12 protein-coding genes are annotated in these 13995 nt (G+C 56.6%); 8 read left to right on the top strand and 4 right to left on the bottom strand.

The features are described from left to right. Window position 1 precedes the first annotated feature (1 nt). The gene (gene ramB / locus ABRP86_RS00860) at window positions 2–1411 is read right to left on the bottom strand and encodes an acetate metabolism transcriptional regulator RamB (protein WP_349862096.1); all 1410 of its coding nucleotides are present in this window, start codon (window positions 1409–1411) and stop codon (window positions 2–4) included. A 372-nt stretch (window positions 1412–1783) separates the two neighbouring features. On the opposite strand from ramB, the gene ABRP86_RS00855 reads away from it, so the two are divergent. From ABRP86_RS00855 to ABRP86_RS00840, 4 genes are read left to right on the top strand one after another with little or no spacing between them, the layout of a single operon-like run. Beyond that, window positions 1784–2539, top strand: coding sequence for a succinate dehydrogenase cytochrome b subunit (locus ABRP86_RS00855; protein ID WP_005276563.1), 756 nt, complete (start codon window positions 1784–1786; stop codon window positions 2537–2539). A 15-nt stretch (window positions 2540–2554) separates the two neighbouring features. After that, entirely contained in the window at window positions 2555–4570 is a 2016-nt protein-coding gene (locus tag ABRP86_RS00850; protein WP_284636605.1) for a fumarate reductase/succinate dehydrogenase flavoprotein subunit, read from the top strand. Further along, entirely contained in the window at window positions 4570–5319 is a 750-nt protein-coding gene (locus ABRP86_RS00845; protein WP_005276565.1) for a succinate dehydrogenase/fumarate reductase iron-sulfur subunit, read from the top strand. Before ABRP86_RS00850 ends, ABRP86_RS00845 begins: the two co-directional genes overlap by 1 nt. 56 nt (window positions 5320–5375) lie before the next feature. After that, entirely contained in the window at window positions 5376–5750 is a 375-nt protein-coding gene (locus ABRP86_RS00840; protein WP_349862095.1) for a hypothetical protein, read from the top strand. Window positions 5751–5969: 219 nt separating this feature from the next. On the opposite strand, the gene ABRP86_RS00835 is transcribed toward ABRP86_RS00840, so the two are convergent. Continuing rightward, on the bottom strand, window positions 5970–8555 hold the full coding sequence (locus tag ABRP86_RS00835) for a DEAD/DEAH box helicase (protein WP_349862094.1): 2586 nt from the start codon (window positions 8553–8555) through the stop codon (window positions 5970–5972). A 2-nt stretch (window positions 8556–8557) separates the two neighbouring features. Next, entirely contained in the window at window positions 8558–10441 is a 1884-nt protein-coding gene (locus ABRP86_RS00830; RefSeq protein WP_349862093.1) for a site-specific DNA-methyltransferase, read from the bottom strand. A 198-nt stretch (window positions 10442–10639) separates the two neighbouring features. Between ABRP86_RS00830 and ABRP86_RS00825 the strand changes: the two genes are divergently transcribed. The 4 genes from ABRP86_RS00825 to ABRP86_RS00810 are packed head-to-tail and all read left to right on the top strand — an operon-like array spanning window position 10640 to window position 13181. After that, complete coding sequence (locus ABRP86_RS00825; RefSeq protein ID WP_349862092.1) at window positions 10640–11971, top strand: DUF445 domain-containing protein; 1332 nt, start codon at window positions 10640–10642, stop codon at window positions 11969–11971. Between the two features lie 33 nt (window positions 11972–12004). Continuing rightward, the gene (locus ABRP86_RS00820) at window positions 12005–12439 is read left to right on the top strand and encodes a CGLAU_01105 family protein (RefSeq protein WP_349862091.1); all 435 of its coding nucleotides are present in this window, start codon (window positions 12005–12007) and stop codon (window positions 12437–12439) included. 5 nt (window positions 12440–12444) lie between these two features. After that, window positions 12445–12735 carry a DUF2516 family protein gene (locus ABRP86_RS00815; RefSeq protein WP_349862090.1) on the top strand — a complete coding sequence of 97 codons (291 nt, stop codon included), beginning with the start codon at window positions 12445–12447 and terminating at the stop codon, window positions 12733–12735. A gap of 2 nt (window positions 12736–12737) precedes the next feature. Then, the gene (locus ABRP86_RS00810) at window positions 12738–13181 is read left to right on the top strand and encodes a deoxyribose-phosphate aldolase (RefSeq protein WP_349862089.1); all 444 of its coding nucleotides are present in this window, start codon (window positions 12738–12740) and stop codon (window positions 13179–13181) included. Here ABRP86_RS00810 and ABRP86_RS00805 read toward each other — a convergent pair. Continuing rightward, complete coding sequence (locus tag ABRP86_RS00805) at window positions 13178–13981, bottom strand: LmeA family phospholipid-binding protein (protein WP_349862088.1); 804 nt, start codon at window positions 13979–13981, stop codon at window positions 13178–13180. The two genes, ABRP86_RS00810 and ABRP86_RS00805, sit on opposite strands and share 4 nt — an antisense overlap. Window positions 13982–13995: the final 14 nt, after the last annotated feature.

Below are 13995 nucleotides of genomic sequence, written 5' to 3'. Positions count from 1 at the left end.
GCTAGTAAGGCGCGACCGCCGAGCGGTGGATATCGATATTGATTGCCTCGTTGATGGGCGGGAAAGCGCGCTGCGAGCAGTTTTCCCGGGCGCAGGTGCGACACCCTGGCCCGATGGGGGTGGCGGCGTGGAGATTGGTGAGATCGAGGCCCTCCGCATAAACCGTGCGATCGGCGTGGCGGGCCTCGCAGCCTAAGCCAATGGCGAAGAGCTTATTAGTATCGCCGTAGCGTCCTTGGTGGTGCTGCACGGCGCGGGAAATCCACAGGTAGTTGCGGCCATCGGGCATTTGCGCGAGCTGGCGCGAGATGACACCTGGACGGGTGAAGGTCTCGTAGACATTCCACAGCGGGCAGGTGCCGCCGTTATTGGAAAAGTGCACGCCGGTGGCGGATTGCCGCTTGGACATATTGCCGGCGCGATCCACGCGCACGAAGGTAAACGGAACGCCGCGCAGGTTATCGCGCTGCAGGGTGGAGAGCCGGGAGGCGACCGTCTCGTATCCCACGCCGAAGACCTGGCACAGGTATTCCACGTCATAGCCGGCGCGCTCGGCCTCGCTGTGCATCATGGCATAGGGCATGAGCGTGGCGGCGGCGAAGTAGCTGGCTAGGCCTCGTTTGGCCAGGCTGCGGGAGGAATCAGAGGTAAAGGGTTCATCGGCCACGAGCGCTGAGATCTGGTCTTGGGCCTCGAGCAGCCCGAGCTCGGCGGCCATGCGGAAGGCGCGTTGGCCCTCGCTCAGGCGCGAGGCGAGCGTGAACTGCCCGCTCTCGCGGTCAAAGCGGTGCAGCGTGCCATCCATCTGCGCCGTCAGCTCGATTTCTACGCCGTGTTTCTCGCGCAGCCGGTTTGCCAGCGCTTTTTCGGTATCGCGAATGCCGAACCCGGAAACGCCGAGGTCACCGGCAAGCTCCTCTGCGTGATGGTCCAGCCCGTCCAAGTAATTCTGCCGGGCATAAAAGAAGTCCCGCACCTCATCGTGTGGCATGGATAGGGCAGCGGCGCTTTCCGATGTCCTCCTCGTATCCGTAGCCAGCGACAGCTTATCGCGCACATTGCGGTAGCGGCGGTGTACATCGACAAGCGTGCGGGCAACGGTGGGGTGGTTATACACCAGCTCCGATAGCTCCTGCAGTTCCACTGGGGAGGGGCATAGCTCCTTGTCTTGGATGACGTCCTGGATCTCTGCGAGGAGGCGGGAATCATCATCGCGGGAGAAAAACGTGGCGTCGACGCCAAAGACCTCGGTAATGCGCAGCAGCACCGGCACCGTCAGCGGGCGGACGTCGTGTTCAATCTGGTTGACGTAACTAGCGGAAAGGCCGAGGGTGCCAGCTAGGGAGGCTTGGCTGAGATCGCGTTCGCGGCGAAGCTGGCGAAGGCGAGATCCCACATACGTCTTACTCATGCGCCAAAGGTTACTAGTAGCGAGCGCGGCTGTGCATCTTTATGGCGAAAATTTTGTGAAGACTCTTCGCTACCTGGACACGCTGTTTGTGGGGTTTCATGCGAAAGTTTGACACATAAAGGGGTGGGTTAATCACTTGCGCAACATGGAGTGGCGAAGCTCACAATTTAAGCTACAAATATGAAACATCTGCATTGCGGAAATGAAGGTACCCAAGGTAACAGCGTTTTCGCATTCTTGTTCTCAGGATACCCTTACCTAAAAGATCTCACCGCCTAGTCGCGCTTGCGAACCAGGAGCAATTGGCCGCTCGAAAATAACTAGTAACCAGCGGTTAAGCCCAGTTAAGGTAAGTACGACTATGGAGGTGTCATGACTTTAAGAAATCCGGACCGTGAGGCAATCGCTCACGGCCACATCACTAATGAACCAATTCGTCAGCAGCCCGGAACGCCATCGTGGGTACTGAAGCTCATCATGGCCGTTACCGGTTTGCTCTTTGCGCTTTTCGTCGTCGGCCACATGGCCGGCAACCTGAAGCTGTACATGCCGGCACACAACGGTGAGCCCGCCCTGGATGAGTACGGCGAGTTCCTGCGCTCTATGGGTGAACCGCTGTTGCCGCATGGCTCTGCCCTGTGGATCATCCGCATCGTGCTGATCGTGGCAATCCTTGCCCACATCTACGGTGCCTTTACCTTGGCTTCCCGCTCCAAGGCATCCCGCGGCAAGTTCAAGCGCACCAACCTGATGGGTGGCCTGGATTCCTTCGCCACCAAGTCCATGCTGGTAACCGGTGTCGTGCTGCTGCTCTTCATCATCTTCCACCTGCTGGACCTCACCATGGGCGTACAGCCGATGGCCCCAGAGGGCTTCGTTGAAGGCTCTGTCAAGGCCAATATGATCGAAACCTTTAGCCGTTGGCCGGTCACCATCTTCTACGTGCTGGCAATGTGCTGCCTCTTCCTGCACCTGACCCACGGCATCCGCCTTGCCGCATCTGACCTGGGTATCACCGGTGCAAAATGGCGTCAGACCTTCTTGGTCTTGGCCTACATCATTCCGGCCGTTGTATGCATCGGCAACATCGTTATGCCTTTGTCCGTTGCCCTGGGCTTGGTCAGCTAAAGGAGATAGGAACCCATGACTACTACTGAACTCAAGCGTGAACACCCCAACTTCTCGCACCCAAAGTCCATCGTTGAGGGCGTCTCCGCTGGTAATATCCTGGAATCCCAGGAACCGCACGGCGTGCCGATGAAGGATATGTGGGCTCACCACGTTGACCACATGAACCTGGTCTCCCCACTGAACCGCCGCAAGTTCGAGGTCCTCGTCGTAGGTACCGGCTTGTCCGCGGGTGCCGCTGCGGCAGCCCTTGGTGAATTGGGCTACGGCGTCAAGGTTTTTACCTACCACGACTCCCCGCGCCGCGCGCACTCCATTGCTGCGCAGGGTGGTGTCAACGCCTCCCGCGCCAAGAAGGTGGATAACGACTCCGCTTACCGCCACACCAAGGACACCGTGAAGGGCGGCGACTACCGCTGCCGCGAGTCCGACTGCTGGCGCCTGGCCAACGAGTCCGTTCGCGTTATCGACCACATGAACGCCATCGGCGCCCCGTTCGCCCGCGAATACGGCGGCACTCTGGCTACCCGTTCCTTCGGTGGTGTGCAGGTTTCCCGTACCTACTACACCCGTGGACAAACAGGTCAGCAGCTGCAGCTGTCCACGACCTCGGCACTGTACCGCCAGATCGGCTTGGGCAATGTGGAGCTATTTGCCCACAACGATATGCAGGACATCATCACCTATGATGACAACGGCAAGAAGCGCGCGGGCGGCATCGTCACCCGCAACCTGATTACCGGTGAGCTCAAGGCCTTCACCGGCCACGCCGTCATCCTGGGTACCGGTGGTTACGGCAACGTCTACCACATGTCCACCCTGGCAAAGAACTCCAACGCCAGCGCCATGATGCGCGCTTATGACAAGGGCGCTTACCTGGCTTCCCCGGCGTTCGTGCAGTTCCACCCGACGGGCCTGCCGGTCAACTCCGATTGGCAGTCCAAGACCATTTTGATGTCGGAGTCCCTGCGCAACGATGGCCGCATCTGGTCCCCCAAGGAAGAGGGCGATGACCGCGACCCCAACACCATTCCGGAGGAAGAGCGCGACTACTTCTTGGAGCGCCGCTACCCGGCCTTCGGTAACTTGGTTCCCCGTGACGTTGCTTCCCGTGCAATTTCCCAGCAGATCAACAAGGGTCTGGGCGTTGGACCGCTGAAGAACTCCGTCTACCTTGACTTCCGTGACGCCATCGAGCGTCTGGGTAAGGATAAGATCCGCGAGCGTTACTCCAACCTCATTCAGATGTATGAAGAGGCCATTGGTGAGTCCGCGTACGAGACCCCCATGCGCATCGCTCCTACCTGCCACTTCACCATGGGTGGCCTGTGGACCGATTTCAACGAGATGACCTCTATTGACGGTCTCTTCGCCGCCGGTGAGTGCTCCTGGACCTACCACGGTGCTAACCGCCTGGGCGCGAACTCCCTGCTTTCGGCTTCCGTTGACGGCTGGTTCACCCTGCCGTTTACCATCCCGAACTACTTGGCTGACCACCTCAACGAGGACAAGCTGGCCGAGGACTCCGCTGAGGCACAAGAAGCCGTGCAGAAGTCCCAGGAGCGCATCGACAAGCTGATGCAGGTCCACGGCGACGACCCGCACGGTCCGTCCCACTACCACCGCCAGCTGGGTGACCTGCTGTACTTCGGCTGCGGTGTGTCCCGTAACGTCGATGACCTGAAGGACACCATCGAGAAGATCCGCGCGCTGCGCGATGACTTCTGGAAGAACGTCCGCATCCCTGGTGAGGCGAATGACATGAACCAAGTCCTGGAATACGGCCTGCGCGTTGCCGATTACCTGGACCTGGGTGAGCTCATGTGCATCGACGCCCTCGACCGCGATGAGTCCTGCGGCGCTCACTTCCGCGAAGATCACCTTTCTGAAGAAGGCGAAGCCGAGCGTGACGATGAAAACTGGTGCTTCGTTTCCGCCTGGGAGCCGGGCGCAAACAAGAACGAGTTCATCCGCCACGCAGAACCCCTGTACTTTGACTCGATCCCGCTGATGACAAGGAACTACAAGTAATGAAATTGACACTTGAGATCTGGCGTCAAGCCGGACCCACCCAGGAAGGTAAATTCGAAACCGTCCAGGTGGATGATGCCTCCGAGCAGATGTCCATTCTGGAGCTATTGGACCACGTCAACGAAGGCTATGTTGAGCGCGGCGAAGAGCCGTTCGCTTTCGCCTCTGACTGCCGCGAGGGCATCTGCGGTACCTGTGGTTTGACCGTCAACGGTCGCCCACACGGCCCGGGCCAGAACACCCCTGCCTGCCAGCAGCGCCTGTTCAACTTCAACGATGGCGATACCATTCAGCTCGAGCCCTTCCGCTCCGCTGCGTACCCCGTCATCAAGGACATGGTGGTTGACCGCTCCGCACTGGACCACGTGATGGAGCAGGGCGGTTACGTTTCCATGGACGCCGGCACCGCCCCGGATGCCGATACCATGCACATCAACCACGAGACCGCCGAGTACTCGCTGGACCACGCTGCCTGCATCGGTTGCGGTGCCTGCGTTGCTGCCTGCCCGAACGGTGCGGCACACCTGTTCACCGGTGCCAAGCTGGTGCACCTGTCCATGATGCCGCTGGGTAAGGAAGAGCGCGGCAGCCGTGCCCGCAACATGGTTGCTGACTTGGAATCCAACTTCGGCCACTGCTCCCTCTACGGTGAGTGCGCCGATGTTTGCCCGGCTGGCGTCCCACTGACCGCAGTGTCTGCCGTTACCCGCGAACGTGCACGTGCTGCTTTCCGTGGCAAGGACGACTAAGCTAGAGTTATTCCGTAGGAATACTAGGAACGAGAGAAAGACAGAAAGACTCCGCCATGAGCGATAACACCCACGTAGTTGCTGACTACCAGAGCGAAACGTATCCGGAGTTCTCCGGCAAGATTCAGGACAACTACATCGAAGGCTACGACCCAGTATCCTTCGCAGCTCCTCACTCTTCCCTTCTCCGCACCTCCACGTGGATCGGCATGGGTTTGATCCTGTCTTGCCTGCCGGCAGCCGGCATCCTCATCTGGGGCCTCGGCGTGTGGGACACCCCGCTGGGCACCGCAGGTGAGGGCAACTACGGCCTGACCATCGCCATCGGCGTCATCTCCCTAGTTGTGGTGGCCATCAGCGCCGCCGCTACCATTCATTTCGGACGCCGGTACTACCGCCAGTACCGCAAGGAAACCGGCCGAGTTAACTAAGGCGTACGCCTAGTTCAGGCAACGCCTCAGTTTCTGTACTGACTCCACACAACCCCCGCCTCCACAGCATTTGAATCATGCAGGAGGCGGGGGTTGCTTGTGCTTTAAGCGGGCAGTAGGGGAGGAGCCATGCGCTTGCCGATGCCTCCCCAGCACGCCCGTTGCTCACACAGTTCTGGGGAGGCGTGGTCCGAGCTCGGCCTAGAACTCTTGTGGTATTTATGGTCTTAAGTCGTCGAAAGATTGTGCGCTCTTGATTTCACTCTCGAAAGCTAAGACGTACTCCCAAGTCTGATCTTCAAAGTCGTCGACCATGTACAGCTTGCGTAGAGTGTCTTCCATTGCTGCTTTCTTATTCTCTACTGTTTCGTCACCTCGTTCGTTGTCAGCTTTGGCCTCGATGATCCAATACACTCCATCGGTATCAAGAACGACAAAGTCTGGGTAGTAGTTCTGATTGACTGTGTAGGCCACGCAGGCACCGTCGTTGGTATAGAGCCTTGTCCACCAAACCACATCCGGATCGAGATCGAGCAGACAGGCTAGACGGTACTCCGCGTTGAATGAGTCAAACTGCGCAGCGTTGAATAGTCCCCGATTCCATGGACCATAAAAGTTTTTCCGGTCATAGCCTGCTCTTGAAGCACTGGTCGATCCCTCAATTTTTAACCGCTCATGAATCTTTGGTACTGGAATCGAGCGCTGAGCTGGAAGGGGCTTGGCTGCAATAGCGCGCTCTAAGGTGGGGGTTCGCTTGAAGTCTTCGTAAATACTCCGCACATAGGCAGCTAGTTGATCTGCAGCAGACTGTTTCGCATTTTCAGTCCAAGCCTCGATGTCGCTGTGCTTCATGAAATACGGGATAACCTGTTCTTTGAGGTAGCGTTGATTGCGGCCGACGTTGTGGAAAATTCCCATCTTCGATACTCGTTGGACCAGCTCGCTGATGACTTGCGTCTCGGATTGGCGGTAGGACTGGACTTTAACGCGTTCCATGGATTTAGCCTCCACGGTCTGGGAATCGGCATCCGTCATGATTTTTCTGCGTTCGAGGACAGCCATAGTGTCTTTGACTTTTGCAGCGTATTCTTTCACGTCTGCCAAGGGATAATCATCAAGCATGAAAGGCTTGACGGTTTTCTTCAACGAAGATGTGGGGAAGCTATACACCACATTCTTAAAATCTTCGTTGATGGTGACGTATTCATTGGTCAGCGGAGGCTGGTTCTCACCGCCCAGGACAATGGTCTCATCATCACCTACGCTGCGTGCAGAAACGCCACGTTGGCGTCCCACAGCACCGCTCGAACTCCTGCTAGACGCCGGTTCTGAACTCGTGGTGCCAGTCTTGTCTTCCGCTACCTCATCATGATCTGTGTCTGGGTTTACGGCGCTGACGGTGAGAGTGTGAGACCCAGACAATGAGGTGTTTCCGCGGGAGGAATCATGACCGTTGTTATTACCACCGGCGATGAGCTTAGAGGTATCAACTCCACCTTCGATAGCCCCATCAAGACCGAACTCTCGTAAGACGTCTTCTTTGTTTAATAAGTCCACAAAAGACTGGTGGCTAAGAATCTCGAGTTCATCAATGGCAGCTTCGTCGGTAATCGACCCAAAAGGTAGCCGGAGACCGCGTCCCATGACCTGCTGGGTGAGGACTTCAGAGCCCATCGCACGCAAGGTACACATCACCGCAATTCGTTTTGTATCCCATCCTTCGCGGAGCTTGTTAACACTGACAATGCATCGCACCGGTGAGTAGTCAGCGTCAAGGTAGCGCAGCTTAGCTTCGGTAGCTGCATCGGTGTGCTGGCTATCGACTTGTAGGACGGCTTCTGTGGAGTCAAAGTAGTCTGGCTCTCGCAATCGAGTCGCAATAGTGGTCGCATGCTCTACGTTTTGGCAAACCACAAAAAGCAAGGGTTTAGTCTGCTTACCGTCTGGATGAGCGAGTCTCCATTCTGAGTAGGCTTCTTCCTTGCGCCTGAGGAGTGAGAGAGCATCTTGGAGTTGCCGCTGCTCTCCTTGGGCATCACTGGCGTAGCCGCCATTTCGGTAAACAAGAACCGGTTGTTTCACATAGCCATCGGCGAGAGCCTTGTAAAGCGGATATTCGAAAACGATGTCATCGTTCTTGGAGGCTGAAGCGGTTAGGCCAAAGGTTGCTGCAGGCAGTAACGCCTTAAAAGCTGACTGATATATTTTGGCGGAGGTACCGAACAGATGCACCTCATCGATAATGACCACAAGATCATCAATCTCTGCAAGATGCTCGCCTAGCACGCCGGAGGTCTCTTGGAATTTCCAAGTCTTTCGGCGTGCATCTTCGACTCCAGTTGCTACGTTCTTACCGCCCTCTTTAGGCGGATAGAGCTGCTGGACATTGAAGATATACACATCAGATGGGGTCGCTTGCCCCAAAGAAAGCTGACCGGCATCCGTGCGTAGATGATGCACATCATTAGGAGTAATTACGTGAGGAGGTACTCGAAAGCCTCCCAGGTAGCGTTTGCTACCCAGATTGAAATCATCCACCGTCTTGTTTTGGACAACGGTGCTTGGAGTAATCACCATGACGTTGTTGTGGCCTTGGTGACGCAAATACTCAATTAGAGCAGCCATGACATAGGTCTTGCCAGCACCAGTGGCAAGGTTAAGAATCTGTGGTTGCTGCGGATCGAAATCACCGGATTCAAGCCGTGTTACAGCGGCCTTGAGCGCTTCGCGGTTGGGCTCACGCAGATTGAAATCACTCGCGATTTCAGCAATTAGATTGTTATCAACGGTTACGTTTAGAGACATTGTTAACGGTCCTCTCGTGAATCAGCAATGGAGATGGGTTCAACGATTTCTACTTTTTCGTCTTCATCGGGATTTGACGGTGCGTTTGGGAAGACTCCGAATGGTATGTGGATAATGCGTGAGCCGTTTTCGAATGAGGAGAGATAGTCGCGCACGTCTTCGTCGACCATCGTGGCAGCGATGTCTACGCTGCATCCTTCTGGTAGATGCGATAAGGCTTCATCTACCTTGGCTTTGTCTACGAGGCCTTCTACTACGGCGAGTCGCTTTCGGTTGTAATGCCCGTCGAAGTAGGAGTCCCCGGAGCTGATATAAAAGCCGAGGTTGGCGGCAATACAACGAACGAGTGTTTCACCTTCTGCGGCTTCAGTGAGGAAGGTCAGTCTCAGTTCTGGGTCGTAGTCAAAGCACTCGGGTGCTAGGTGAGCGATGGTGAATCCTCCGCCTCCGCGCCAGTTCACCGTGTCTTTGGACTTTTTGGTCTTGACGAGATTTTTTACTGCCTTGATGGCTGGATTTATTTTAAGTTCAGGTTCGTCCTGTAGCGCCTTATTGAGCAAAGAAGTAAGTTTCTGGGCATCTTCTGGGTTAAGGCGCTCAGGTAGACCTGTTTTGGTTGCATCCACGCGTTTTCCCTTGGTGAGCGTGATTCCGCCGTAGTCTTCATTGTTGATGACTTTTTCTAAGCGGGGTTTGGTAAACCGGTGGAAGGTATCTTCCACCAATTCGCAGGTTACCCAGCGCCGGCCCATTTTCTGAGCTACCGCTGCTGTTGTGCCTGAGCCGGCAAAGCAGTCCAATACAATATCGCCGGGGTCGGTGGCTATGTGGATAATGCGTTCCAACAAACGCTCCGGCTTAGGGGTGGAAAAGGGGTCGGTTCCTGGGAAAAGGGCTTGAATCTCCCGTTTGGCAGTGGTAGTCGAGCCCAACTCATCTGCTTTCCAAAAGGTATCGGGTACTACTACTGAGTCAATTTCGGATTGGAACCGTTTGATCTGGGGGGCAGCATCTCCTTTAGGACCAAACCAAATTCGCCCATCCTTAAGAAGCGCTTCGTATCCTTCAAGCGGTCGCGGCCAGCAACGTCCTACTGGCGGTGTGATTACTCGGCCAGAAGGAAGCGTAATCGGGTACTCCATATTTGGGCGGTGGCCTGGTGCTGCAAACGGAGCCGTTTTCCACGGCCCTCTTGGATCGTCATCCAAATTTTTAAACTCAGCTTTTAAGGGGATTTTATTCAAAGTTTTCCGAATTTTGCCGCGATCCTTAGCGAAACAGATGATGGTGTCGTGGGAAATGGAAATGTCTGCATCATTCGACTTAGACGTACGCTTCTGCCAAATAAATTCCGCTACAAAATTTTCTACTCCGAATATTTCATCCAGTAAAAGTTTCATACGGTGGTTTTCTACGTCGTCAAGGTGTACCCATATTAAGCCATTATCACTGAGTAAAGTGCGCATGTTGAGCAGGCGGTCGCGCATCATTGTCAGCCATACGGAGTGCTCTAGGTTGTCTTCGTAGCTGGCAAAGGATTGTGCAGTGTTAAAAGGAGGGTCGATGTAGATACATTTGACTTGCCCTATGTATTTGTCCGATATTTCGGGACTACGGGTTAATGCTTCAAGAACGTCGCCAGACTCACCAAGAATGAGCAAGTTATCGTCTTGAGGCAGAAAGTCTGCCCTTTCAGAGTAGGTAGTACTGTCATCCTTGTTTTCCTGTTGGGCCGTGAAGTGCTTATCAAAGACTAGAGGCCGTGTTTGGCAATACCGGGGATCAGTAGGCTCAACCCATGCATAACCGTACTTTCCTTCGTCCAGCGGAATGAGAGCTTTACCTTTGTTGTACCACGTCAGCTCAAGTTTGCTGCGTTTGATCATAGAGAATTTACCTTTCAAACTCAGTTGATGTCATTCTACGTGGCGTCCCGACATTGGGCAGACAACTTATTATCTAAAAGCTTGGGCCCAGTTGGTTGGGGAATCACGGTAGATTCATCGTGGCAGCCCCACGCACTAATGTTGAGCAAAGGATTCGCTGTCCACCACGAAATTTCATCTAATCCCCAAGGAGAACACATGACGCACCGCTCGGACGCAGAGCTCGATACGGCTAGGGGGCCGGCATCGTCAGGCACCGGTGTGCCACAGGCCGGCAACCAGGAGGCGCGCCGGGCGGACCTGCGGCGGTGGAAGGCGATTGCGCTGTCGCTGCTTTTGCTGGCGGCGGTGATCTTTTTGGGGTGCTCGTGGTGGCAGGCATCGGAAAGCGCGGCGCCGGTGTGGGTCGGCTACGTGCGTGCGGCGGCGGAGGCTGGCATGGTCGGTGGCCTGGCGGACTGGTTCGCGGTGACGGCATTGTTCCGCCGGCCGATGGGCCTGCCCATCCCGCACACGGCGCTGATTCCGAATAATAAGGACCGCGTGGGCGATGCGTTGAGTGACTTTGTGGAGGAGAACTTCCTCACCGCGGATGCGCTGAGCGCCAAGGTGCGGGATGCGGAGCTGCCGCTGTGGCTGGCGCGCCAGGGGGCAGAACCCGGCAAGGCGGAGGAGGTCTCCGAATGGATTGGTGAGCGCGCCGCCAGTGTGGTGGAGGACCTCGACCCAGCCGAGGCGGAGCAGTTCATCCGCACCCAGGTCATGGACCGCCTGGCGGAGCCGGAGTGGGGGCCGCCATTGGGCCGGTTGTTGGAGGGCTATATCGCGGACGGCAAGGCGCGCCCGCTGGAGGATGACCTCATTGATTGGGCGCACAAGAAGATTCTTGGCATGGAATCGACGGTGGTCACGGCCATCGATGAGCGCATGCCTGGGTGGGCGCCGCGCTTTGCCCGCGAGATGGTGGGGGACAAGGTCTATAGCGAGCTCGTTAATTTCGCCGACGAGGTCCGCCGCGATGGCAATCACGAGGCCCGCCTGGCCATTCGCCGCAACCTGTCCAAGCTGGCTGCGGACCTGCAATGGGATGCGGATATGCGCGAGCGCATTGAGAACATCAAGCAAGAGATGCTGGCCTCTGACCAAGTGCAGCAGGCGCCGGCAGCGATGTGGCGCACGATTTCTACCACGCTCATTGATCAGTTCAATGACCCGGAGTCATTCCTGCGGCAGAAGATGACGGCCAAGGTGAAGGAATTGGCGCACCGATTGCTCGAGGATTCCGAGTTCTTGGCCCAGGCCAATGACCTCGTGGACAAGGCCGCGCGCTACGCGGTGGAGAAATTCGCCCCGGAGATCATCGCGATCATCCCGGAGACCATCAAGCGCTGGGATGCGCAGGAGGCTTCGCAGAATATCGAGCTGATGGTGGGCAAGGATCTGCAATTTATTCGCCTTAACGGCACGATCGTCGGTTCCCTGGCAGGATTGGCCATATATGCTGTTAATCATCTCATTTTCGGCGCCTAATGCGCCGGAATAATACGTCACACGGAGGATTTCATGACTGAGAAGAAGAAGCTTTTTGATTCCCTGAAGGAAGCCGGTGCGTCCGCGCTAAATACCGCCAAAGACTTCGGTGGCCGCCTGCAGGAAGAGCGCGAGAACCAGGGTGCGCAGGGCACAGGTGCGCAGGCCCCACAGGGGGACAAGGACGGCATGCTGGATAAGGCTACTAACACCGCTAAGCAGTGGGGCGCGTCCATTAAGAAGGCCGCGGAAGAAACCCGCGACTCGGAGGCTTTCTTTGCTGCCAAGGACAAGTTCGCGGATGCGTACCAGGAAACCCGCGAGGGCGTGAAGGAAGCGTATGACTATGCCCAGGAGCGCGTGAACGAGAAGAAGAACGCGTCCAAGAATGGTAATTCCGCTGCTGCGGGCACGGACGATAATATTATCGATGGCGAAGTTATCGATACCGACGAACCCACGAATTAATCTGCATGTACCTCTTACTTGAAATTGCCTATAAGTTTCCCATCTACTTCTTCCAGGTCCTAACCATTACCGCCATCATCGGCGCAATCCTGGCGGCATCAACGCGCGAGGACGCGTTTCGGGCCGGCGACCGCAAGGGTAAATGGGTATGGGTAGGCCTGCTTGCGGGCTCGGCGGTGGCGATGGCTACTGGCCTGGAATTCCTGGCGTGGATTGGCACGGTCATCACCGGTATCTACTGGTTTGACGTGCGCCCGCAGCTCAAGGCCATCATCAACGGCGACTACAGCTACTAAGCATGAAAAATCTCCTGCACGCTTCCGCCGCTGAGGTCAGGGAGCAGGCCGCTGGGCAGCATGTGCTGGTCTCGCCGCACCACGTGACGGTGGCGGCTGCAGCCGATCCGGCGGGTATTACCGCCGTGGCGGGCTATCCCACCGGCCGGCACCATACCCTCATCAAGGCCTCTGAGGCCCGCCTGGCCATCCAGTCCGGCGCGGACGAGGTGTGGGTCAGCATTGACGCCACGCTTGCCGTTGCCACCCCTATCCTCTCCGAGCTCGTAGCCATCCGCGAGGCCTGCCCGGACCCTGCCCGCGTGGGCCTCATCCTGCCGGAGGCGGAACCGGCGCGGTCCCTCGCGGAAACCGCCGCCGCCCAGGCGGGATTTCACAAACTTGTCATAGAAAAAGGCAGCGAGCTTTCCAGCTCACTGCCCGTCGTAGAATTTCCCGCTACCTAGGCGGCCTTCTTCTGTTCGCCGTTTTCGTCTGAGAAGTGTCCCAAATCCTTCAACGGGACATCGGTGCCCGTAAAGGTGAGAGTGACCTTGCCATCGCCCACATCCACGGATTCGACCTGCAAGTCCTTGGCTATGAGATCATCGGACATGCCTTCCTGCAGCGCCTCTGAAATGGAACTGGTTGCTTGCTCAGGCAGCGAGAGACCAAAGATAGCGGCCTCGGTGGCATTGATCTCCAGCTTGCCGTCGCGGGCAATGGGCTTGAGCGAAAGGCTAGCCAAACCGCCGCCGAATTTCACTTCCAGCTCGTCGCTCTGGTCATTCGCGGTAATTTCAGTGACCACCATATTCCCAACGGTGTCGCTGCCGGATTGGTCTGAGATTCCTTTTTGGAAGCTAGCCAGCAGATAGTCATCCGGGACGGTGGTGGTGGCGCGGAGGGAGCCGGCTACTGGATTATCGGTATCCGTCGACATATCCTCCACGTGGATTTCGGTGGCGGGCTGCCCCTTGATCTGCGATCCTTCGATCTGCAGGGTCGACGGCGTGGTCATATCCATCTGGGAAATCGAGCCGCGCATAAGTCCAAAGAGGAGGGGGCTGCCGCCAAAGCTTACCGAGGGATCTTCCGTTGCCTCGATGCCTTCTTCTTTGGCGCTGTTTTTAAACTCCTCGGTCATCTGATTACTAATGAACCAGCGCAGGCCAAACTCGGCGATGAGGATGATAATAAGCAGCGCTACGAGGACGCCTACGACAATTTTCCAAGCGAGCGATCCGCCCGATTTCTTTGCAGCCATGACTACCAGTGTGG

It is taken from the genome of Corynebacterium sp. KPL3927, assembly GCF_040225835.1.
Lineage (GTDB): Bacteria > Actinomycetota > Actinomycetes > Mycobacteriales > Mycobacteriaceae > Corynebacterium.
Note: the sequence above shows the minus strand (reverse complement) of the source record. Positions and strands in the feature narration are given on the sequence as shown.